We start from the raw sequence: 20,151 nt of genomic DNA on the forward strand, positions 1-20,151 counted from the left end.
GACCGCCCGACGGGCGACAGCCCTGAGCCTGTGGCACGCGGCGGGGGCGGTCACCGTCGGGCACCCCGTGGTCAGGTGCCCGACGTCAGTGCCCGTCCCAGGTAAGGGGCCGTGGCGCTCCCCTCCACCCCGGCCACTTCCCCCGGCGTTCCGGCCGCCACGATCCGTCCGCCGGCGTCGCCGCCGCCCGGGCCCAGGTCGATGACCCAGTCCGCGCCCGCCACGACCGACATGTCGTGCTCGACGACGATCACCGTGTGGCCGGCGTCGACGAGGCCGTGGAGTTGGCGCATGAGGACCTCCACGTCGGCCGGGTGGAGGCCGGTCGTGGGTTCGTCGAGGAGGTACAGGGTGTGGGCGCCGCGGACGCGCTGGAGTTCGCTCGCGAGCTTGATGCGCTGGGCCTCGCCGCCGGAGAGTTCGGTGGCCGGCTGGCCGAGGCGGAGGTAGCCGAGACCGACGTCGAGGAGGGTGGTGAGACTGCGGGTCACGGCCGGGGTGTCCGCGAAGAAGTCCGCCGCCGACTCCACCGTGAGGTCGAGCACCTGCGCGATGTTCCGTCCCCGGTACGTCACGTCGAGCGTGGCGGGGTTGTAGCGGGCCCCGCCGCAGTCCGGGCAGGGGGCATAGGTGCTCGGCAGGAAGAGCAGCTCGACGCTGACGAACCCCTCGCCCTGGCAGGTCTCGCAGCGCCCTCCCGCCACGTTGAAGGAGAACCGGCCCACACCGTAGCCGCGTTCACGCGCCTCGTCGGTACCGGCGAAGACCTTGCGCACGACGTCGAACAGTCCCGTGTAGGTCGCCAGGTTGGAGCGCGGGGTCCGGCCGATCGGCTTCTGGTCGACCGAGACCAGACGGCCCACCCGCTCCCGCTCCTCCGTGATCTCGCCGACCAGCGTGGACTTGCCCGAGCCCGACACCCCGGTCACGGCGGTGAACACGCCGAGCGGGAACTCGGCCGTCACCCCGCGCAGGTTGTGCCGGGTGACCGGACCGACCTTCAACCGGCCGCGCCATGACCGCACTTCACGCTTCACCACGGGGGCGCGGTCGAACAGGAACCGAGCCGTCGCCGAGTCCGCGACCTCGGCCAGCTGCTCCACCGGGCCGCTGTGCAGCACCTGCCCGCCGTGCTCACCCGCCCGCGGCCCGACGTCCACCAGCCAGTCCGCCCCGCGCATGACGTCCAGCTGGTGCTCCACCACGAACACCGAGTTGCCGGCCGCCTTCAGCCGCGCCAGCACGGTGAGCAGTGCCTCGGTGTCCGCGGGGTGCAGTCCGGCGGAGGGTTCGTCGAGGACGTACACGACTCCGAACAGCCCGGACCGCAACTGGGTGGCGAGCCGTAGCCGTTGGAGTTCACCGGCGGACAGGGTGGGCGTGGCGCGGTCCAGGCTGAGATAGCCGAGACCGAGCTCGACGATGGGTGCGATACGGGAGGTGAGGTCGTCGGTGAGGACCCGCGCGGTCTCGCCGCGGGCGACCAGCGAGGCGGCCAGCTCGGTCAGCGGCAGTGCCGCGAAGTCGGCGATCGTGCGGCCCGCGAAGGTGACCGCCAGCGCCTCCGGGCGCAGCCTGCTGCCGCCGCAGGCCGGGCACGGGGCGGAGACCAGAAACCCCTCGGCCTTCGCCCTGAGGGTCTGGCTCTTGGAGTCCGCGAACGTCTTGAGGACATAGCGGCGGGCGCTCATGTACGTGCCCTGGTACGGGCGTTGAATGCGGTCGGCGTCCCGCACCGGGTGCACGGTGACGACCGGTTGCTCGTCGGTGAACAGGATCCACTCCCGCTGTTCGGCGGGCAGCTCACGCCAGGGCCGGTCCACGTCGTAGCCGAGCGCGTCGAGGATGTCCCGCAGGTTCTTGCCCTGCCAGGCACCCGGCCACGCCGCGATGGCGCCCTCCCGGATCGACAGCGACGGGTCGGGGACCAGCGACTGTTCGGTCGTACGGTGGACGCGGCCCAGACCATGACACTCCGGGCAGGCGCCGACCGCCGTATTGGGGGAGAAGGAGTCCGAGTCGAGCCGTTCGGCGCCCGGCGGGTAGTCACCGGCCCGGGAGAACAGCATGCGCAGCGAGTTCGAGAGATTGGTGACGGTCCCCACGGACGAGCGGGACGTCGGCGCCGAACGGCGCTGCTGGAGCGAGACCGCGGGCGGCAGTCCGGTGATCTCGCCGACCTTCGGCGCGCCCACCTGATGGATCAGCCGGCGCGCGTACGGAGCCACCGACTCGAAGTACCGGCGCTGAGCCTCCGCGTAGATCGTCCCGAACGCCAGCGACGACTTCCCCGACCCGGACACCCCCGTGAACACGGCCAGCACATCCCGGGGGACATCGACATCCACACCCTTGAGATTGTGCTCACGGGCACCGCGGACGCGTACGTAGGGGTCGTGGGAGCCGTCGGGGTCATCGGGGCCGTGCATGAGAACGACTCTAACCGGAGGTGATCGTTGCCAGCCGCCGGTAGGAGTCCAGCAGGGCCCCGCGGTCGTACGTGCTGGTCGTGACCAGGACCTCCTGGGCCGCCGTCTCCTTCAGTACCGTCTCCAGCTCGTGGGCGACCTGTTCCTCGGTGCCGGCGATGTGCCCGGCGAGACCGCCCTCGTAGAAGCCGCGTTCCTTCTCCGTCATCGCGAGACCCTCGACGCGCTCCACAGGCGGGAGCGGCGGGAAGGTGCCGTGCGTGCGGGAGTACGCCATCGCCCAGGCCTCCGGGATCAGCAGGCGCCGTGCCTCCTCCGGGGTGGCGGCCACCGCGACCGTCCCGGAGATGACGACGTACGGCTCCCGCGCCCAGGGAGAGGGCCGGAAATGCGCGCGGTAGTGGTCGATGCCCCGCTGCATCTTCTCTCGGTTCCTGAGGTCGCCGATGACCATCGGCAGGCCCGCGCGGGCCGCGATCGTGGCCCCCTCGCCCATGGCCAGCACGAAAGGCGGCACGGTCAGGCCTTCGGCCGGTCGGGCGTGCACGCCCGTCGGGGAGGTGCCGCGGAACCAGCCCAGCAGTTCCTCCAGCTGTACGGCGAAGTCGTCGGCGTCGTCCTTGCCGCGGCCCAGCGCCTTGCGCACACCGTCGGTGAACCCGACCGAGCGACCCAGGCCCATGTCGATCCGGCCGGGGAAGAGGGACTCGAGCACACCGAACTGTTCGGCGACGACCAGGGGTTGGTGGTTGGGCAGCATCACACCGCCGGTGCCCACCCGGATCCTGTCCGTGGCGGAGGCGACGGCGGCTGCCAGCACCGTCGGTGCGGAGCCCGCGACTCCCGGCACGCCGTGGTGCTCCGAGACCCAGAAGCGGTGGTAGCCGAGCCCCTCCAGCTCCCGTGCCAGCCGGACGGTGTCCTGCAGCGCCTGCGCGTTCGTGCCGCCCTCGCGGGTGCGGGAGCGGTCCAGGACGGAGAAGCGGGTGGCGGCGATCACGGAACTCACACAGGGTTCAACGCGTGACCGGGTGGGGTATTCCCGCCGGAAAACCGGATGACCGCGATCGCCGCAGGTCAGCACAATGGACGGCGTGACCGTCCAGAACATCCTGCTCTCCGGCATCGTCGGCTCGACCGCGTACGGACTCGCCCGCGAGGGCTCCGACGTGGACCGGCTCGGCATGTTCGCCGCGCCCACCGAGACCCTGCTCGGCCTGCACACGCCGAAGGAGTCCCACGTCACCACGGCACCGGACCGCACCCTGCACGAGGCGGCGAAGTGGTGCCGGCTCGCCCTCGGCGGCAATCCGACCGTGATGGAGCTGGTCTGGCTGCCGGACGAGCTGTACGAGGTGCGCACCCCGCTGGGCGACGAACTCATCGGCATCCGCGGGTCGTTCCTGAGCGCCCAGCGGGTCCGGGACGCCTATCTCGGGTACGCCACCCATCAGTTCAGGAAACTGGAGAGCCGCGCCGGCGACCACCGCACCGCCAAGCACGCCCGGCATCTGAAGCGGCTCTGCCACCAGGGTCTGGAGCTGTACACCACCGGACGGCTCGCGGTGCGGGTCGTGGACCCCGAGGAGTACCACCGCTTCGGGGACGCCGTCGCCGCCGATCCCGCGTCGGCCCGGTCACTGCTCGCCCACTACGAGACCGCGTTCACCGAGACCCGCAGTGTCCTGCCGGACCGGCCCGACGAGGCACCGGCCGAGGCGTGGCTGCGCCGCGTCCGCGCGGAGTTCTACGACACGGCGGCGTGAGCGTGGGCTGCAGCGGCCTCGTGGTCACAGGTGTCGTCGACGCCGTACGTCTCCCAGGCGGGGAAGGGGTCCACGAGCGGGCGGTCCTCGTCCGGGGCCATGAGGCAGGCCGCCAGGGCTCTGCGCAGTCCGTCCTGTGCGCACTGCGTCCCGATGAAGACCAGTTCCTGCGCGTACGGCGCCTCGATGTCCCTCGCGGCGGACGGCTCGAACCGGGCCACCGAGCCGGCCTGTGACCACAGGCCCGTCACCTGTGGGCGGCCGGCCAGGGTGAAGAAGCCCTTCGAGCGCAGGATCCGCCCGTACGCCCCGCTGTCCAGCTCCTCGGTGACGAAGTCCCACAACCGGCCCGGGTGGAAAAGGAGTTCGGAGCGGAAGACGGTGGAGGAGACGCCGTCGTCTTGCCCGCCCCGAGGAAGCCGGAGACAACGGTGACGGGCAGGCGGTCGTACGGCATCGGACCCGGCCCTCAGCCCTCGGGGCGCAGCAGGCCGCGCTCGTACGCCTTGACCAGGTTCTGCGGGACGAGATGTGCGACGCCCTCGATCGTGACCGGCACCAGCTGGGTGGTGGTGGCCTTCCACTGCGAACGACGGTGGCGGGTGTTGCTGCGGGACATCTTCCGCTTGGGGACAGCCATGGCGGGAACCTCCTCGGTGGGTGAGCACCGAGGACGCTACATGAAAATGGATCCCATTAACAATCAGCGGCGGCGACGGGACCGTACCCGGGCCTCCCGCGGCGGCTCGATGAACTGCAGCTCCAGCGTGAGCGGCGGCTCGGCGACCCCCGGGCCGCCCGCGGCCGCCCACTGCACGACCTCCTCGGTGCCCTCGTCGTCCATGACGAACCCGATCCAGGCGGCCCGGCCACCCGCCCGGCGCCCGGCTGCGGAGGGCCGCACGACGATGACGTTCGCCTGGTCGCAGGGGCCCAGGCAGTCGGTCGTACGGACCTGGAAGCCGTGCTCGGCCGCCCCCGCCCGCAGCAGCTCCAGCTGCCAGGGATGGTCGGTGCCGGGGTGCTTGCGGACGTCGCCGCAGCAGCAGCCCCGGCAGACGACGACGGTGCAGGAGGCGGAGCCGATCAGGGAGGAGCGGGGCGTCGAGGACATGGAAGAAGCATGATCCATGCGGTTCGCGCCCCGGGCCACCGGGTCGGCCGGATCAGAACCTCGCTCCTATGGCGGCCCCGCTCCGCGGCACCAGGAACGACGGCGCCGACGGCAGTGAACCGTCGGCCCCGCGTGCGCCCGTGAGCGGCGCCGGATCCGTGCTCAGTACCGAGGACGCGTTCCACGTGCCGCCCAGATCCCAGGAGTTCCCGCTGGAGACGGTGGCCGAGCCGAGTGCGGCGGCCTTGGCGTCGGCGACGGACAGGTTCGCGGTCAGCCTGGCCGTGCCGCCCGAGACGTCGGCGTCGAAGCCGGTACCGCCGTTGGCCCACGTGGTGGTGCGCGACAGGGCGAGGGCGCCGGTGTTGCCGTTGTCCGTCACGCCGTGCGCCGCGTTCTTGAAGGCGATCGAGTTGCGCAGGGTGTGCGCCACCGCCGGTGCCGGGCTGCCGCCGCCGAGCTTGAAGCCGTTGCCGTCGCCCGCGAAGTCGGGGAAGCTCCAGCGGTTGAAACCGTTGCCGTACGCGATCGTGTTCTCGACGAGGACCGGCGAGGTGAACTTCCAGTCGTCGAAGCCGTCGTCGACGTTGTTCCACAGCCGGGCGCCCCGCACCACGTTGCCGGTGCCCGAACCCTCCTTGATGGCCAGCCCGTCGGCGCTCTCGCCGTTCTTGCGCGGGTCGCGGTTGGCGTAACTGTCCAGGTCCAGGATCTGGTTGCCGCTGGACGCGCCCTGGAGCTGGAAGCCGGACTCGTAGTTGTCGTGGGTCTTCAGACGGGCGAAGACATTGCCGTTGCACCCGTCGCAGTAGACGCCGTAGGGGCCGTTGACGATCTCCAGGTCCGAGATCCGCCAGTACGACGCCTCCTGGTGGATCGCCCCGCGCTCGGCCCGCGGGATGCTGCCGCCGACCGGGGTGTGGCTGGCGGCCAGCTGCTCGCCGTCGATCACGACCCGTTCGCCCTGATAGGCGCCGAGAGAGATGGGCTGGGACGCGGTGCCGGAGGTGGCGATGGTGATGTTGTCGGTGAGCGCGTAGGTCCCGGCCCGTACGGCGATGGTGTCGCCGGGCTTCGCCAGGTCCACGGCCCGCTGGACGGTGCGCAAGGGCCGGTCGAGGGTGCCCGGGGCGGTGTCGTTCCCGTCCGTCGCCACCACCAGCGTCGTCGGCGCCGCGGACGCCTGGGTCGCCGGTAATGCCGTCATCAGTACGGCGCTCACCGCTGCCGCCGTCCAGATCGCCTTGTTCACGTGCATGGGGTCTCCCGCCTCGGCCTGACTGCTGTATCGCCAGGCAGTGGTCGCCCGGGGCGGGAAGGTTGCCGGGTCTAGGGTGGGTGAGGTGACCGACAGCAGCAAGCGCCCGCTCGCCGTGTTCGACCTGGACAACACCCTGGCCGACACGGCCCACCGGCAGCGGTTCCTGGAGCGCAGGCCGCGCGACTGGGACGCCTTCTTCGCGGCCGCTCCGGAGGATCCGCCGATCCCTGAGGGCATCGCGCTGGTGCTGGAGCGCGCCGAGGAGTGCGAGATCCGCTACCTCACCGGGCGGCCCGAGCGCTGCCGGCGCGACACGCTGGCCTGGCTCGGCGCACAGGGGCTCCCCGAGGGGCGCGTGTACATGCGGCGCAACGACGACCGGCGGCCCGCCCGGCGCACCAAGCTGGAGATCCTGAAGCAGCTCGCCCGCACCCGCGAGATCCGGGTCCTGGTGGACGACGACGAGTTGGTCTGCGAGGACGCCGAACGCGCCGGATTCACCGTCGTACGGGCACGCTGGACCGCCCCTTCCGCGGCGCTGGAGGTGGCCCAGGAGCGGGAGGGGCGGACCTGAGAGCGGTCAGCCGGACTCGTCCAGGCGGAAGCCGACCTTCAGCCCCACCTGCCAGTGCTGGATCTGTCCGTCCTCGATCTGGCCCCGCACTTGGGTCACCTCGAACCAGTCGAGGTTGCGCAGGGTCTGCGAGGCACGGGTGATGGCGTTGCGGACCGCCTGGTCGACGCCGTCCGGCGAGGTGCCGACGATCTCGGTCACCCGGTAGGTGTGGTTCGTCATGGTTCCACGGTGCCTCAGGCGGCGGCGGAGCGCGAGCTGTCCGACCCTATCGTTGGCCCATGGACGGTATGCCTCGTGAGACCCCTGCCCCCGCCGAGGTGAATCCCCTGCGCCGGCTCACCCTGGAGCAGCTCCGACGGCGTACGAGCATGAAGTGGCGGACCTACCCGGAGGACGTACTGCCGCTGTGGGTCGCCGAGATGGACGTCCCCCTGGCCGAGCCGGTCGCGCGGGCCGTCCGGGACGCGGTGGCGCTGGGAGACACCGGATACCCGGCCGGGACGGCGTACGCCGAGGCGCTGGCCGACTTCGCGCGCACGCGGTGGAGCTGGGACGGGCTCGCGGTGGAGCGTACGGCGATCGTCCCGGACGTCATGCTGGGCGTCGTCGAGATGCTCAAGCTGGTCTCCGGACCGGGCGATCCGGTGGTCGTCAACTCGCCCGTGTACCCGCCCTTCTACCCGTTCGTCGGAAACATGGGCCGGCAGGTCGTCGAGGCTCAGCTCGGTGCGGACGGCCGGATCGACTTCGAGGTCCTGGAGGGCGTCTTCGCGCGGGTGCGCAAGGGCGCGGCCCGGCCCGCCTATCTGCTGTGCAGCCCGCACAACCCGACCGGCGCCGTCCACTCCGCCGACGAGCTGGCGGACGTCGCGGCGCTGGCGCGGACGTACGGCGTGCGGGTCGTGGCCGACGAGATCCACGCCCCGCTCATGGCGGCGGGTGCGACGTTCGTCCCCTACCTGAGTGTGCCCGGCGCGGGGAGCGGGCTGTCGCTGATGTCGGCCTCCAAGGCGTGGAACCTGGCCGGTCTCAAAGCCGCCGTGGCCGTCGCCGGGCCCGACGCGGCCGACGACCTCGCGCGCCTTCCCGAAGAGGTCGGTCACGGTCCCAGCCATGTCGGCGTCATCGCCCACACCGCCGCGCTGAGGGACGGCGGCGCCTGGCTCGACGCACTGCTCACCGGCCTCGACGACAACCGCCGGCTGCTGGCCGGGCTCCTCGCCGAGGCGCTGCCCGCCGTGCGCCACGAACCGGCCCAGGCCACCTACCTCGCCTGGCTGGACTGCCGCGCGCTGGATCTGCCCGGCGATCCGGCGGACGTCTTCCTGGAGCATGGCCGGGTCGCCCTGAACTCCGGCGTCCCGTTCGGCACCGGGGGCGCCGGCTTCGTACGGCTGAACCTGGCGACGTCTCCCGAGCTGATCACCGAGGCGGTCCGGCGGATGGCCGCGGCCCTCGACTGACCGCGGGGACCGGCCAGAACCGGCCCCCGCGAGTCCGTGCTAGCGCACCACGCTCAGCGACAGCGCGAACCGACCCTCGCTGTCCGTCCACCAGTGCGCCAACTCCAGCCCGACGGCGGCCAGTTCGGCACGGACGCCCTCCTTGCGGAACTTCGCCGAGATCTCGGTGTGCAGCTCCTCGTCCGCCGCGAAGTCGACGGCCAGGTCGAGCGCGGGGACCTTCACGGTCTGCTCCGCGCGGGAGCGCAGCCGCATCTCGATCCACTCGTTCTCGGCGTCCCAGAGGGCCACGTGGTCGAAGGCGCCGGGATCGAAGTCGGCGCCCAGCTCGCGGTTGACGACGGTCAGGACGTTCTTGTTGAACGCGGCCGTCACCCCGGCCGCGTCGTCGTACGCCCTGACCAGCACGTTCTCGTCCTTGACCAGGTCGGTGCCGAGCAGCAGCGCGTCACCGGGCGAGAGCAGGGCATGGACGGAGGCGAGGAACGCGGCGCGCTCGACCGGCAGCAGGTTGCCGATCGTGCCGCCGAGGAAGGCCACCAGGCGCGGGCCCGGCGTCCCCGGCAGGGTCAGACCGCCCGTGAAGTCGGCGATCAGCGCGTGCACGCTCAGCTCCGGCCGCTGGGCGATGAGCGCGTGCCCGGCCTGGGTGAGGGCACTCTCGCTGACGTCGACCGGCACGTACGTGTGCAGCCCGGTCAGCGCGTCGAGCAGGTACCGGGTCTTCTCCGACGAACCGGAGCCCAGCTCGACCAGGGTGCGGGCACCGGTCGCCGCGGCGATCTCGCCGGAGCGCGCGACGAGGATCTCCCGTTCCGCGCGGGTCGGGTAGTACTCGGGCAACTCGGTGATCTGCTCGAAGAGTTCGCTGCCGTGGGCGTCGTAGAACCACTTCGGCGGCAGAGTCTTCGGCGTGTGCGTCAGGCCCTTGAGGACGTCGGCGCGCAGGGCGGCCTCGGTGGCGTCCTCGGGCAGGGTGCGGGTCAGAAGGAACGGACTCACGTGCTGGGCTCCTCGAGTGGTTCCGCGGACGGTTCCTTGAGCGGCGTGAGCAGGACGTCGGTGCGGCTCGCCGCGAGCAGAGTGCGGTCGGGGACCTCCTGCCAGTGCGGATCGTCGTCGTAGGGCTCGGAGGCCACGACGGTGCCGGTGCCGGGGCGCTGGAGGTACCAGAGGGTGTCGCCCCAGGCGGTCGCTGCGATGGACTCCCCGTTGGTCAGCAGGAGGTTGAGCCGGGAGCCCGGGGCCGCCTCGGCGACCTCCAGGACCGTGTCGGCCAGCGCCTGGCCCTCCTCGTCGCCGCCGCGCAGCCGGTTCAGGACCAGCGCCCACACGAACGCCGAGTCGTTGCGGGCCTCCATCGACAGCAGATCCGCCGGGGGCAGCGCGGCGGTCAGGGGCGCCAGGGCACCTGGCCACCCCTTGACCGCGCCGTTGTGGCTGAACAGCCAGGGCCCCGAGGCGTACGGCGCCGCGGCGGCCTCGGCGTCGGCTCCCGCAAGCGTCGCGTCCCGTACGGCGGCCAGGATCGCCGTGCTGTTCACGACCCGTGCCAGATCCGCGAAGGACAGGTCCGCCCAGATGGGTCCGGCCCGTCGGTACCGTGCCGGGACCGGGTCGCCCTCGGCGTACCAACCGACCCCGAAACCATCGGCGTTGACGGTGCCGTACCGCTGCCGCCTGGGCGCCCAGGACTGGCGGTAGAGGCTGTGCGGGGGCGCCACGAGGAGGCTGCCGAGCGGCTCCCCAGGGCCCAGATACGCCAGGTGACGGCACATCAGACGGATCCCGAACGGGCCGTGCGGAAGCCGGAGAAGATCTGCCGCCTGATCGGATAGTCCCAGTTGCGGAACGTGCCCCGGCAGGCCACCGCGTCCACGGCGAACGAACCACCGCGCAGCACCTTGTGGTCGGGGCCGAAGAACACCTCCGAGTACTCCTTGTACGGGAACGCCTGGAACCCGGGGTAGGGCTCGAAGTCGCTCGCCGTCCACTCCCACACGTCACCGATCAACTGCCTTACGCCGAGCGGTGATTCGCCCTGCGGGTAGCTTCCGGCGGGGGCGGGTCGCAGATGCCGTTGGCCCAGGTTGGCGTGCTCGGGCGCGGGATCGGCGTCGCCCCACGGGTAACGCGTCGAGCGGCCGGCGGCCGGGTCGTGGCGGGCCGCCTTCTCCCACTCGGCCTCGGTGGGCAGCCGCCGTCCGGCCCAGCGGGCGTAGGCGTCGGCCTCGTACCAGCACACGTGGACCACCGGCTCGTCGGGCGGCACGACCTCGGTGACGCCGAAGCGCCTGCGCAGCCACTGTTTGCCGTCGCGGCTCCAGAACAGCGGGGCGTGGATGGAGTGCCGGCGGATGTGTGCCCACCCGGCCGGGGCCCACCAGCGCTCGTTGTCGTAGCCGCCGTCGTCGATGAAGGCCTGGTACTCGGCGTTCGTCACCGGAGTGGTGTCGATGTAGAAGGGATCCACCTCACGCCGGTGCGCCGGGCGTTCGTTGTCCAGCGCCCACGGCTCGTCGGAGGTACCCATGGTGAACGGGCCGCCGGGGACGAGGACTTCGGCCGGGCCGGTGAACAGCGGGGCCGGTTCCGGGTCGGGGGCGGTCAGGGCCTGGGGGCCCTTGCGGAGCTGATGGGTGATCAGCATCGTCTCGTCATGCTGCTGTTCGTGCTGCGCGATCATCCCGAAGGCGAACCCGGCCTCGGTGAGCCGGGTCCCGTGGAGCGCGGCGCCCTCCAGGACGTCCAGCACCCGCCCGCGCACCTCCGCCGCGTAGCGCCGGGACTCCGCGGGCGACAGCAGGGGCAGTGTGGGGCGTTCGGAGCGCGGGTGCTCGAAGGCGTCGTAGATGCCGTCGATCTCGGGCCGTATCGCCTCCTGGCCGGCGACGGTCCGCAGCAGCCACTGCTCCTCCTGGTTGCCGATGTGGGCGAGGTCCCACACGAGCGGCGACATGAGCGGCGAGTGCTGGGCGGTCAGGTCGGGGTCCTCCACGCAGCTGGTGAGCAGGGTCGTGCGGTCCCGGGCGGTGACCAGGGTGGTCACGGCCCGCTCGCGGACGGTCTCGGGGTCGACGGAGGCGTCGGCGGACGGGTTGGTCATGTGCGGACTTCCTTCTTCCCGAGCGAACCGTGCGTCCGGTCCAGCAGATCGTCGGCGGGGCAACGGCCCCGGATCACATAGCGGTGCAGATACGTCTCGACGGCATCCGTGACCTCGCGTGTGGCGCCCAGCCGTGGCAGCGCCTCCAGCGCCGTCCCGAAGCACGCGATCGCCGCCTCGTGCAGTTCGGGGTCGGCCAGGCCGTGGCGGGCCGCGTCGATCCAGAGCGGATTGTGCGGCGCGGGCAGCGAGTGGGTGCGCTCGGCCAGTGGCTTCACCACCCGGTAGGCGGTCTCGGCGGCCTCGGGGTCGTCGAAGAGCGCCGCCGTCACCGCGAGCGGCACGATCCAGCCGTCCTCGCCCGGCTGGGCGTCGATCATGCGCAGCTCGAGATGGCCGCGCGGTCTGACCGGCGGGAACAGGGTGGAGACGTGGTAGTCGAGATCCTCCCGGGTCGGCGGCCGGGGCACTGACGACCTGGCCCACTCCCGGAAGGTGAGCCTCTCGGGGACGTCCCAGGGGCCGCTGTCCCGTCGTATGCACATCACCGGCGCGTCCAGGACGTGCCGGGCCCAGGCAGTGCGGGGGTCGGTGTCCAGGGAGGGGCCGCCCGCCCGGTCCTCGCCGATCTCCGTCCACAGCAGCTGGCGGGTCGAGAGCCAGCCGGTGGGCTCGGAACCGGCGAGCGGGGAGTTGGCGAAGGCGGCCACCAGGACCGGGCCCAGCTGGTGTGCCAGCGACCAGCGTCGTCCGAGGCCGAGGGGGCCGGGCTCCTCGTGTCCGGCGTCCACGCACACCTGCACGGAGGCCGAGGTGCACATCATCGCGCGGCCCGCCGGGCCGGTGCGGTCGAGGCAGGCCTCCAGGGCGTCGTAGCGCGGTTCGTGCAGATACCTGCGGGGCGGGTGCCAGGGATCGTGGCCGATGCCGACGAGGCCGAGGCCGTGCTCGGCGAGGGCCGCCCGGACGGCGGCGAGGTCGGCGGAGACGGTACCGATGCACTCCATCAGGGAGTCGGCGGGCTGAGAACTCAGCTCCAGCTGACCGCCCGGTTCGACGGTGAGCGCCGACTTCAGGGGCACGGTCCGCAGTGCGGCGTAGGCCGCCGCGAGTCGTTCGGGTGTGACGGGGAGCCGAGGGCTGCTCAGCTCGTGGACAAGCCATTCCACTTCCACCCCGATGCGGCGGGGTGGGCCGGTCTTGAAGCAGATGCCGCGGACCAGGGCCTCGAGCTCTGCTTCGGGCAGGGATGTACGGGGCTTCGTACAGTCGCCCGGCGTACAGTCGCTGGGTGTGTCGGACATGTCGGGATCCTCCTGAGATTCCACCATGCCACCAGTCCGGGGATCAGGTGGGTCGGACCGGCAACGCTCGTCCCACCCAAGACCCTCATCTCGTTCCGCACAAGGGGGCACATCCTTGCATTAGGGGCTGTGGATCTCCGTTTTCCCGGGGTTTTCGAGGCGTTTTCCTGCTGTGCCGGGCGCCGGAAACTCTGTTGCACCGCATCCGCGCCATCGCCCACGATTCCTCCATGGGCACGACGGGGGAGACCGCGCGGCGTGCGGTCATGGCGCTCACGGGGGTGGCGCCATGAGCGCGCGTCTGCGCGGGATCGCGCAGGAGACGGAACAGATCGTCGCGGCCGGGCGCTATCGAGCCCCGGACGGCCGCGAGGTCGTGGTGGCCGCCGAGACCGACGCGGCCCGGGCGGCGACGCGGATGTACGGACCGGGCCCCGTCGAGGTGCCGGTCTTCGCCGCTGTGGACACGTTCTTCGAGGTCACGGGCGAGAGCAGCCTGGAGGCGGCCCATCGGCTCGGCGGGCGCACCGCCGTACTGAACTTCGCCTCGGCGCGCAATCCGGGCGGCGGTTATCTGAACGGCGCTCAGGCACAGGAAGAGGCCCTGTGCCGGGCGTCCGCGCTGTACACCTGCCAGCTGGGGGCCCGCGAGTTCTACGACCACCACCGGGCCCACCGCGACCCGTTCTACACCGACCGGGTCATCCACGCACCGGCCGTGCCGGTGTTCCGGGACGATCGCGGCCGTCTGCTGGACGCGGCACACCTCGTGGGCTTCCTGACGGCGGCCGCCCCGAACGCCGGGGTGGTCCGGCGGACGGCACCCGAGCGGACCGCCGAGCTGCCCCGAGCTCTCGCGGCGCGAGCCGGGCAGGTGCTGTCGGTCGCCGTCGCGGAGGGCTACCGGCGGCTGGTGCTGGGCGCCTGGGGGTGCGGGGTTTTCCAGAACGACCCCGCACAGGTGGCGGGGGCGTTCCGGGCGCTGCTCGAGCCCGGCGGACGGTTCGCCGGAGCCTTCGAGCATGTGGTGTTCGGGGTGCTGGACCGGACGCGGGGCGCGGTGGTGCGCGCAGCGTTCGTACGGGCGTTTCCGGAGCGTCAGCTCCAGCGGTGACCGTCAGCTCTCCGAAGGGGGCCTCAGCGCCAGCCGTACCGCTCATGAAGCCGCTGCCTGACCAAATTGAACCGCCCCCGGTCCAGCGCGCACGCCTCCCGGCGCATGCCCTCCTCGTGGAGGCGCAGGATGCGGTCGACGTCCACCCAGGAGTCCCGTCCGGTCCGGTCCCAGGGCCCGCTGCCGATCGGCACCCACTCCCGGTCCCCGTCGTGCCGCTTGCTCGACAGCTGTACGGCGAGCAAGGTGCCGGCCGCCTCCCGGGCGACCACGAGCACGGGACGGTCCTTGCCGCGTCCGTCGTTCTCCTCGAAGGGCACCCAGGTCCACACGATCTCGCCGGGGTCCGGGTCGCCGTCGTGCGCGGGGGAGTACTCGGTGCGCACCCTGCCGACCTCGCGGGGTTCGGCCTCGGTGGTGGCGGTGGCGCCGAAGCGGCCGGGGACGTTCTCATCGGTAAACGCAGTCACGTGGGGAACCTTAAGGCGTTCTGCGAACCGGGCGAGCGGTACGGTCGGTTGGATGAACGCAACGTCGGCCGCGACGGCGAGCGCGGTCACCTTCGTGTGGCTGGGGATGGTGCTGGCGATCTCCTTCCTGGAGGCGCCGCTGAAGTTCCGCGCCCCGGGCGTCAGTGTCCGCATCGGCCTGGCCATCGGGCGACTGGTCTTCCGGGCCCTGAACGTCGTGGAGTGCGTCCTGGCCACCGCGGTGGTCGTGGCCGTCGCCGCCGGTGACCCACCGGGCCGGATCGTCGGGTGGACCGTGGCCGCGGTGGTGCTGCTGGTCGGTCAACTGGCCGTCGTCCGCCCCCGCCTGAACCGCCGCTCCGACCGCGTTCTGGCCGGCGAGGACCTGCCCCGCTCGCGCGGCCACCTTTTCTACGTCGCCTTCGAGGCCGCCAAGGTCGTCGCCCTGCTCGGCCTGGGTGTCACGCTGCTCGCGCTGTGAACGCGGGCCGTCCGGGACCCTCGTACCCGAGAGCCCCGGACGGATGTCGGGTGCCGCTGCCCGTTACTCCTGGACCGGCACTTTCTGGGAGGGCGGCGACGCCACCCCGTTGAGCGAACTGCCGTTGACGGGCTGCCCGTTCTGGTTCATCGACGCCAGCAGCTGACGGGCCAGACCCAGCCCCGTGCCACCCATGGTGAGCGCCTTGGCGAACATGTCCGCCATGCCGTCGGCGCCGTTGAGGATCACCATGTTGTCGGCGTTGCCGAACGCGGACGCGCCGGCCCTGACGATCTCCGGCCAGTTCTCGGCGAGTTGCTGGGCGACGACCGCCTCCTGGTTCTCGGCGAGTGCGGCGGCGCGGGCCTTGATGGCCTCCGCCTCCGCGAGGCCCTTCGCCCTGGCCGCCTCGGCCTCCGCGAGGCCCTTGGCCTGAGCCGACGCGGCCTCGGCCTCACCGGTTGCCCGGGTCGACGCGGCCATGGCCGTACCGCGGGCCTTGGTCGCCTCGGCCTCGGCCATCGCGGCCGTCTTGACCCGGGTGGCCTCGGCCGCCGCGGCGAGCTCGGTCTCCTTGGCCTTGGCCTCGGCCCCGGAGATCTGCGCGTCGCGCTCGGCCTCGGCGAGGGTGCGCTTCTCGTAGGCCTTGGCGTCCGCCGGCTTGCGGACGTCCGCCTGCAGCTGCTGTTCGCGCCGGTGCGCCTCCAGTTCGGCGATCCGGGTCTCCTGGACGACGACCTCCTGCCGGGCCGCGGCGTCCGCGAGCGGACCGGCCTGGCGCGCCTTGGCGCCCGCCTTGTCCCGCTCGGCCTGGTAGCCGGCCTGGAGGATCTCGCTGTCCCGGGTGGCCTCCGCCATCCGGGCGTACGACTTCTGCTCGGCCTCGGTGGCGAGCCTGTTCGCCTCGGCCTGCGCGATGCGCGCGTCCCGCTGGACGGCCGCCGCGTGCGGCATCGCCAGGTTCTGGATGTACCCGGTCGGGTCCTCGATCTCGTGGATCTGCAGGGAGTCGACGATGAGCCCCAGCTTCTCCATCTCCGTGCCGCAGGCGGCCCGGGTCTGACCGGTGAGCTTCTCCCGGTCGCGGATCATGTCCTCGACGGTCAACCCGCCGACGATGGACCGCAGATGACCGGCGAACACGTTGTGCACCCGCTCGGACATCAGCTTCTGCTGGTCGAGGAAGCGACGCCCCGCGTTGGCGATCGACACGAAGTCGTCGCCCACCTTGAAGATGACCACGCCCCGCACCTTGAGCGGAATGCCCTGGTGGGTCACGCAGTCCACATGCAGTTCGGTCTCGTTCAGGTCGAGCGAGAGCTTGCGCACCGCCTGTACACCGGGCAGCACCAGCGTGCCGCGTCCGGTGACGATGCGGAATCCCATCCCCGCTTCGAGCCCCTCCGTCTTGTGGTTGGAGCCCGAGATGATCAGTGCCTCGTTGGGTTCCGCGACACGCCACATCAGTTTGAACAGACCGATCAGAACGGCGATGGCAGCTACGGCCACCCCCGCAACGACGCCGACAACCATCGGCATACGCCCCCTTTGCATGGTGCCCTTTCGGCACCGAACGAAGGGAGTGTGCGCCTGTTCGAGGCCACGGTGAAGAGGCTGACGCATCCTTGTCGAAACCTTGATACACACGCCTCTCACCTGCGCGTGAGCAGGCTCAACTGTCGTACGCCGCCTGGACGTAGACCGTCCTCGGCGGCAGGTACTCCACCACCATCACCACCGTCCCCCGCTCGATCCGGTCCGTGCCGGAGGCGGGGTAGGCGAGGAAGTGCTCGGCGCCGCCCCGGACCCGGACGATCACCTCGCCGACGAGCCCCGGCCCGATCGTCCCCGTGACCCGCCCCATGAGCCCGACCATCGACGCATCGTCCATGGTCACAGGGTACGGGCCAGGGGTGCTCACACGGCAGGTGAATCCGCGCTGACGTGGGACTCCGGCCAGAGCTCGGGCCAGCGCAGCTCCGCCTCCAACTGCGCCGCGAGCGACAGCAGGAGCGGCTCGCTGTTCGCAGGGCCGAGCAACTGCGCTCCGACGGGCAGTCCGCCGCCGACGAACCCGGCCGGCACACTGACCCCGGGCCACCCCAGCACGTTCCAGGGCCAGGCGTAGGGACAGGCCGCGATCATCGCGCGGTCCGTGGCCAGCCCGCCCAGCTCCGCCATCGCCCCGATGCGCGGCGGGGGCGCGGCCGTCGTGGGGGCCAGGACGACGTCGTACGACGTGAAGAACCCGCCGATACGGCGGTGCAGGACCGCCTCCGCGCGCCGCGCCACCCGCAGCGGGGCCCCGCCGAGCAGTCCGCCGAGCCGGGCCGCGTCCCGGGTGCGGCGATCGAGGAGCGCGGGGAAGGGCGCCTCGCGGACCCGCTCGGCGATACCGGCCGTGGCGCGCGGGATGAAGGTGAGCCCGATCTGCCCGTACGGCGGATCCGCCTCCTCGACGCTGTGCCCCAAGTCGCTCAGTTTCCCGGCGAGTTCGACGACCCGGGCCCGCACTTCCGGCTGGAGCCGGGCGGGCAGTGCGGTGAACGGCGGCTTCAGGGCGAGCGCGATGCGCAGCCGGCCGGGGTCGCGGCCGATCGCCGCCGAGGCATCGATGGCGGGCGGGCGATGCGGGTCCAGGGCGTGGTTGCCGGCGGCCGCGTCGAGGAGGAGGGCCGCGTCGGCGACCGTGCGGGCGAGCGTGCCGTTGACGGTGATGCCCTGGAAGGACTCGCCGCGCGGCCAGGTCGAGATACGGCCGCGCTGGGGTTTGATGCCGACGAGGTGGGTCCAGGAAGCGGGGATCCGTACCGAACCGGCCCCGTCCGAGCCGAGCGCGGCGGGCACCAGACCTGCGGCGACGGCCGCGGCGGACCCGCCGGACGAGCCGCCCGGCGTGTGCTCCGGGCTCCACGGATTGCGGGTCGCGCCGAAGGCGGGCCCCTCGGTGAACGGCCACTGCCCGAACTCGCAGGTGTTGGTCTTGCCGACGATCACGGCCCCGGCCGCGCGCAGCCGCCGTACCGCCTCCCCGTCCCGGGCGACCGCCGGGAACTCCCCCCGGCAGCCGAACGCCGTGGGTTCACCGGCCACATCCATGTCGTCCTTGACGGCCACGGGCACCCCGAGCAGCGGCTTCCGCACCCCGGCGGCCAGTTGGGCGTCCGCGGCCTCGGCCTCAAGGAGAGCGGCCTTCGTCCGTACGACCCGGAAGGCGTTGAGGGAGGCCTGGGACGTCTCGATCCGCTCAAGGGCCTGTTCGACGAGGGCCCGGGAGGTGATCGTGCCGTCGGCCAGGGCGCGGGCGGTCTCCACCAGGCCTGCGGAACGGTCGTGCGTCATACGGGGGCACCTCCGGGACTCCGGGACGACGTTGCCTACCGAACGGTAACGTCGGAAAGCGCTTCGCCGGAACGTGCCAGGCCGGAGTGGCGGCCATGCGGGTGCCACAGCTTTCGCACAGGGCTCACCAGGTCGTGCGCGAAGCATTGACGCGTTCCGGTCACAGCCCTACCTTCTGATCGACTTCCCGAACTTTGTTCGGCATGTCGGACGTGCAGGTCGAACGCCGTCGAACGTCAGAGTCGCGTCTTGTTCTTGTCCGAGGGAGAGCCGCCCCGTGAGCACACGACCCCCCACGCCGTCCCGCCGCACGCTGCTGCGCGCGATGGCGGCCCTGCCCGCCTCGGCCGTCCTGCTGGGCGAACTGCCCGGTCTCGCCGGCACGGCGCTGGCCGCCGCCCCGCCCAGCGGCTCGGCCACCCGCTACACGATCGTGCCGTTCCTCAACAGCAACGACGGGACCGTGAACGTCTACCAGTCCGACGACGCCACGGACTTCCGGCTGCTCAAGTCCTCCGCCTACACGCCGCCCAGCAACAGAATCCGCGACGCGAGCGTCTTCAAGCACACCGACGGCTACTACTACCTGACCTACACGACCCACACCTGGCAGGACGTCAGCACCACCATCGGTTTCGCGCGGAGCTCCGACCGGGCCAACTGGACTTTCCTGTACGACTACACGGTCCCGATCGCCAACCTGTCCCGTGCGTGGGCGCCGGAGTGGTTCGTCGACAGCGACGGCAGCGTGAACGTCATCGTGTCCTGCTCGGTCACCAGCGACGAGTGGATCTTCACGCCGTACCGGCTGAAGGCGACGAACTCGGCGTTGACGGCATGGAGTGCGCCGGTCGCCCTCTCCGGGATCGGCTCGAACCACATCGACACGTACATCGTGAAGGCCGGCTCGACGTACCACGCCTTCACGAAGAACGAGACGACGAAGTACATCGAGTACGCGACGGCCTCCTCGCTCACCGGCCCCTACACGATCTCCCGGACCGGCGACTGGGCGGGCTGGGGCAGCTATCGCGAGGGCCCGTCCGTGATCCAGCTCGACAACGGCGCCTGGCGGATCTTCTTCGACGGCTACGGCGACGGCACCTACTACTACAGCGACAGCTACGACACGTTCGCGACATGGTCCGCCCCGACCGCGCTGCCGGTGGTCTCCGGTACCGCCCGGCACTTCACGGTCATCAAGGAGACGGTGTCCGGCGGGCCTTCGCTCGCGAAGAACGTCACGCGGTCCTTCCAGTCGGCCAACTACTCGACACGCTACTGGCAGGTGCAGTCCTCGCTGCTCAACCTCCCGGTGGTCACCGGCTCCAGCACGGCTGCCGAGAAGTCGGCGGCCACCTTCACGGTCGTCGCGGGCCTCGCCGACCCGAACGGCTACTCCTTCCGCGACGCCTCCGGCAACTACCTGCGCCACTGGGACTTCCGCGGCCGCTTCGACGCCAACGACGGCACGTCGACCTTCGCCAAGGACGCGACGTTCATCGCCCGCACGGGCTCGTCCTCGGGCGCGATCCGCTGGGAGTCGTACAACTATCCCGGGTACTACCTGCGCCACTACAACTACCAACTCCGGGTGGAACGGACGGCCGGGACGGATCTGTTCCGGCAGGACAGTTCGTTCGTGCCGGTGGGGCCCTGGGGCTGAGCTGGGCACCACCTCGTCAGGACACCGAGAAGCGTCGCGGGTCTTGTCACCAATGCGG

At 71.6% G+C, this 20,151-nt stretch carries 20 protein-coding genes and 1 pseudogene; 6 read left to right on the forward strand and 15 right to left on the reverse strand.

Annotated elements, in window-relative coordinates; genetic code table 11:
- Positions 1–71 precede the first annotated feature (71 nt).
- Both QF027_RS43580 and QF027_RS43585 read right to left on the reverse strand, forming a co-directional pair.
- Positions 72–2,429, reverse strand: coding sequence for an excinuclease ABC subunit UvrA (locus QF027_RS43580; RefSeq protein ID WP_307080971.1), 2,358 nt, complete (start codon positions 2,427–2,429; stop codon positions 72–74).
- A gap of 10 nt (positions 2,430–2,439) precedes the next feature.
- Positions 2,440–3,438, reverse strand: coding sequence for an LLM class flavin-dependent oxidoreductase (locus tag QF027_RS43585; protein WP_307080973.1), 999 nt, complete (start codon positions 3,436–3,438; stop codon positions 2,440–2,442).
- Positions 3,439–3,523: 85 nt separating this feature from the next.
- Here QF027_RS43585 and QF027_RS43590 point away from each other — a divergent pair, with 85 nt between their 5' ends.
- Positions 3,524–4,195, forward strand: a complete 672-nt coding sequence (locus QF027_RS43590; RefSeq protein ID WP_306973336.1) for a nucleotidyltransferase domain-containing protein — start codon at positions 3,524–3,526, stop codon at positions 4,193–4,195.
- Here QF027_RS43590 and QF027_RS43595 read toward each other — a convergent pair.
- The 4 genes and pseudogenes from QF027_RS43595 to QF027_RS43610 form a co-directional block, all read right to left on the reverse strand.
- Positions 4,177–4,599, reverse strand: a pseudogene (locus QF027_RS43595) (GTP-binding protein); the annotation flags it as partial. The gene QF027_RS43590 and the pseudogene QF027_RS43595 overlap by 19 nt on opposite strands.
- 65 nt (positions 4,600–4,664) lie before the next feature.
- On the reverse strand, positions 4,665–4,835 hold the full coding sequence (gene rpmF / locus QF027_RS43600; protein WP_266511464.1) for a 50S ribosomal protein L32: 171 nt from the start codon (positions 4,833–4,835) through the stop codon (positions 4,665–4,667).
- A gap of 63 nt (positions 4,836–4,898) precedes the next feature.
- Positions 4,899–5,309, reverse strand: a complete 411-nt coding sequence (locus QF027_RS43605; RefSeq protein WP_306973334.1) for a (2Fe-2S) ferredoxin domain-containing protein — start codon at positions 5,307–5,309, stop codon at positions 4,899–4,901.
- A gap of 52 nt (positions 5,310–5,361) precedes the next feature.
- Positions 5,362–6,567 (reverse strand): right-handed parallel beta-helix repeat-containing protein, encoded by a 1,206-nt coding sequence (locus QF027_RS43610; protein WP_307080975.1) that lies wholly within the window; start codon positions 6,565–6,567, stop codon positions 5,362–5,364.
- 85 nt (positions 6,568–6,652) lie between these two features.
- Between QF027_RS43610 and QF027_RS43615 the strand changes: the two genes are divergently transcribed.
- Positions 6,653–7,144, forward strand: a complete 492-nt coding sequence (locus QF027_RS43615) for a phosphatase domain-containing protein (RefSeq protein ID WP_059210397.1) — start codon at positions 6,653–6,655, stop codon at positions 7,142–7,144.
- Positions 7,145–7,150: 6 nt separating this feature from the next.
- On the opposite strand, the gene QF027_RS43620 is transcribed toward QF027_RS43615, so the two are convergent.
- Positions 7,151–7,366: a dodecin gene (locus tag QF027_RS43620; RefSeq protein ID WP_307080977.1), complete on the reverse strand. Its 216-nt coding sequence runs from the start codon at positions 7,364–7,366 to the stop codon at positions 7,151–7,153.
- 59 nt (positions 7,367–7,425) lie between these two features.
- On the opposite strand from QF027_RS43620, the gene QF027_RS43625 reads away from it, so the two are divergent.
- Positions 7,426–8,610: a MalY/PatB family protein gene (locus QF027_RS43625; protein WP_373432474.1), complete on the forward strand. Its 1,185-nt coding sequence runs from the start codon at positions 7,426–7,428 to the stop codon at positions 8,608–8,610.
- A gap of 39 nt (positions 8,611–8,649) precedes the next feature.
- On the opposite strand, the gene egtD is transcribed toward QF027_RS43625, so the two are convergent.
- Genes egtD through egtA form a run of 4 tightly spaced genes read right to left on the reverse strand, consistent with a single transcriptional unit; the run spans position 8,650 to position 13,020 of the window.
- Entirely contained in the window at positions 8,650–9,612 is a 963-nt protein-coding gene (gene egtD / locus QF027_RS43630; protein WP_307080979.1) for an L-histidine N(alpha)-methyltransferase, read from the reverse strand.
- Entirely contained in the window at positions 9,609–10,388 is a 780-nt protein-coding gene (gene egtC, locus QF027_RS43635; RefSeq protein ID WP_306973330.1) for an ergothioneine biosynthesis protein EgtC, read from the reverse strand. Before egtC ends, egtD begins: the two co-directional genes overlap by 4 nt.
- Complete coding sequence (egtB, locus tag QF027_RS43640) at positions 10,388–11,716, reverse strand: ergothioneine biosynthesis protein EgtB (RefSeq protein ID WP_306973329.1); 1,329 nt, start codon at positions 11,714–11,716, stop codon at positions 10,388–10,390. The genes egtC and egtB overlap by 1 nt, the downstream gene beginning before the upstream one ends.
- Positions 11,713–13,020 (reverse strand): ergothioneine biosynthesis glutamate--cysteine ligase EgtA, encoded by a 1,308-nt coding sequence (gene egtA / locus QF027_RS43645; protein ID WP_306973328.1) that lies wholly within the window; start codon positions 13,018–13,020, stop codon positions 11,713–11,715. Before egtA ends, egtB begins: the two co-directional genes overlap by 4 nt.
- 289 nt (positions 13,021–13,309) lie before the next feature.
- On the opposite strand from egtA, the gene QF027_RS43650 reads away from it, so the two are divergent.
- Positions 13,310–14,134 (forward strand): TIGR02452 family protein, encoded by an 825-nt coding sequence (locus QF027_RS43650; protein WP_307080981.1) that lies wholly within the window; start codon positions 13,310–13,312, stop codon positions 14,132–14,134.
- 23 nt (positions 14,135–14,157) lie between these two features.
- On the opposite strand, the gene QF027_RS43655 is transcribed toward QF027_RS43650, so the two are convergent.
- Positions 14,158–14,604 carry a type II toxin-antitoxin system PemK/MazF family toxin gene (locus tag QF027_RS43655; RefSeq protein WP_306973326.1) on the reverse strand — a complete coding sequence of 149 codons (447 nt, stop codon included), beginning with the start codon at positions 14,602–14,604 and terminating at the stop codon, positions 14,158–14,160.
- A gap of 52 nt (positions 14,605–14,656) precedes the next feature.
- On the opposite strand from QF027_RS43655, the gene QF027_RS43660 reads away from it, so the two are divergent.
- Positions 14,657–15,085, forward strand: coding sequence for a hypothetical protein (locus QF027_RS43660; protein ID WP_306973325.1), 429 nt, complete (start codon positions 14,657–14,659; stop codon positions 15,083–15,085).
- A gap of 63 nt (positions 15,086–15,148) precedes the next feature.
- Here the strand turns inward: QF027_RS43660 and QF027_RS43665 are convergent, their stop codons facing one another.
- The 3 genes from QF027_RS43665 to QF027_RS43675 all read right to left on the reverse strand — a co-directional run bounded on the left by QF027_RS43665 (position 15,149) and on the right by QF027_RS43675 (position 18,427).
- Complete coding sequence (locus QF027_RS43665; protein ID WP_306973324.1) at positions 15,149–16,624, reverse strand: flotillin family protein; 1,476 nt, start codon at positions 16,622–16,624, stop codon at positions 15,149–15,151.
- A 133-nt stretch (positions 16,625–16,757) separates the two neighbouring features.
- A complete protein-coding gene (locus tag QF027_RS43670) occupies positions 16,758–16,976 on the reverse strand; it encodes a hypothetical protein (protein ID WP_030044637.1) in 219 nt (72 codons plus the stop codon).
- 26 nt (positions 16,977–17,002) lie between these two features.
- Positions 17,003–18,427 (reverse strand): amidase, encoded by a 1,425-nt coding sequence (locus QF027_RS43675; RefSeq protein WP_307080983.1) that lies wholly within the window; start codon positions 18,425–18,427, stop codon positions 17,003–17,005.
- 277 nt (positions 18,428–18,704) lie between these two features.
- On the opposite strand from QF027_RS43675, the gene QF027_RS43680 reads away from it, so the two are divergent.
- Positions 18,705–20,093: a glycoside hydrolase family 43 protein gene (locus QF027_RS43680; RefSeq protein ID WP_307080985.1), complete on the forward strand. Its 1,389-nt coding sequence runs from the start codon at positions 18,705–18,707 to the stop codon at positions 20,091–20,093.
- Positions 20,094–20,151 lie beyond the last annotated feature (58 nt).

The organism is Streptomyces canus (genome assembly GCF_030816965.1).
GTDB classification, from domain to species: domain Bacteria; phylum Actinomycetota; class Actinomycetes; order Streptomycetales; family Streptomycetaceae; genus Streptomyces; species Streptomyces canus_E.

Excerpts from the sequence above, each read along its gene's own strand:
- QF027_RS43580 (WP_307080971.1), bottom strand. The coding sequence starts at position 2,429 with ATGCACGGCCCCGATGACCCCGACGGCTCCCACGACCCCTACGTACGC.
- rpmF (WP_266511464.1), bottom strand. The coding sequence starts at position 4,835 with ATGGCTGTCCCCAAGCGGAAGATGTCCCGCAGCAACACCCGCCACCGT.
- QF027_RS43605 (WP_306973334.1), bottom strand. The coding sequence starts at position 5,309 with ATGTCCTCGACGCCCCGCTCCTCCCTGATCGGCTCCGCCTCCTGCACC.
- QF027_RS43610 (WP_307080975.1), bottom strand. The coding sequence starts at position 6,567 with ATGCACGTGAACAAGGCGATCTGGACGGCGGCAGCGGTGAGCGCCGTA.
- QF027_RS43620 (WP_307080977.1), bottom strand. The coding sequence starts at position 7,366 with ATGACGAACCACACCTACCGGGTGACCGAGATCGTCGGCACCTCGCCG.
- QF027_RS43625 (WP_373432474.1), top strand. The coding sequence starts at position 7,426 with ATGGACGGTATGCCTCGTGAGACCCCTGCCCCCGCCGAGGTGAATCCC.
- egtC (WP_306973330.1), bottom strand. The coding sequence starts at position 10,388 with ATGTGCCGTCACCTGGCGTATCTGGGCCCTGGGGAGCCGCTCGGCAGC.
- egtB (WP_306973329.1), bottom strand. The coding sequence starts at position 11,716 with ATGACCAACCCGTCCGCCGACGCCTCCGTCGACCCCGAGACCGTCCGC.
- egtA (WP_306973328.1), bottom strand. The coding sequence starts at position 13,020 with ATGTCCGACACACCCAGCGACTGTACGCCGGGCGACTGTACGAAGCCC.
- QF027_RS43650 (WP_307080981.1), top strand. The coding sequence starts at position 13,310 with ATGAGCGCGCGTCTGCGCGGGATCGCGCAGGAGACGGAACAGATCGTC.
- QF027_RS43660 (WP_306973325.1), top strand. The coding sequence starts at position 14,657 with ATGAACGCAACGTCGGCCGCGACGGCGAGCGCGGTCACCTTCGTGTGG.
- QF027_RS43665 (WP_306973324.1), bottom strand. The coding sequence starts at position 16,624 with ATGCCGATGGTTGTCGGCGTCGTTGCGGGGGTGGCCGTAGCTGCCATC.
- QF027_RS43670 (WP_030044637.1), bottom strand. The coding sequence starts at position 16,976 with ATGGACGATGCGTCGATGGTCGGGCTCATGGGGCGGGTCACGGGGACG.
- QF027_RS43675 (WP_307080983.1), bottom strand. The coding sequence starts at position 18,427 with ATGACGCACGACCGTTCCGCAGGCCTGGTGGAGACCGCCCGCGCCCTG.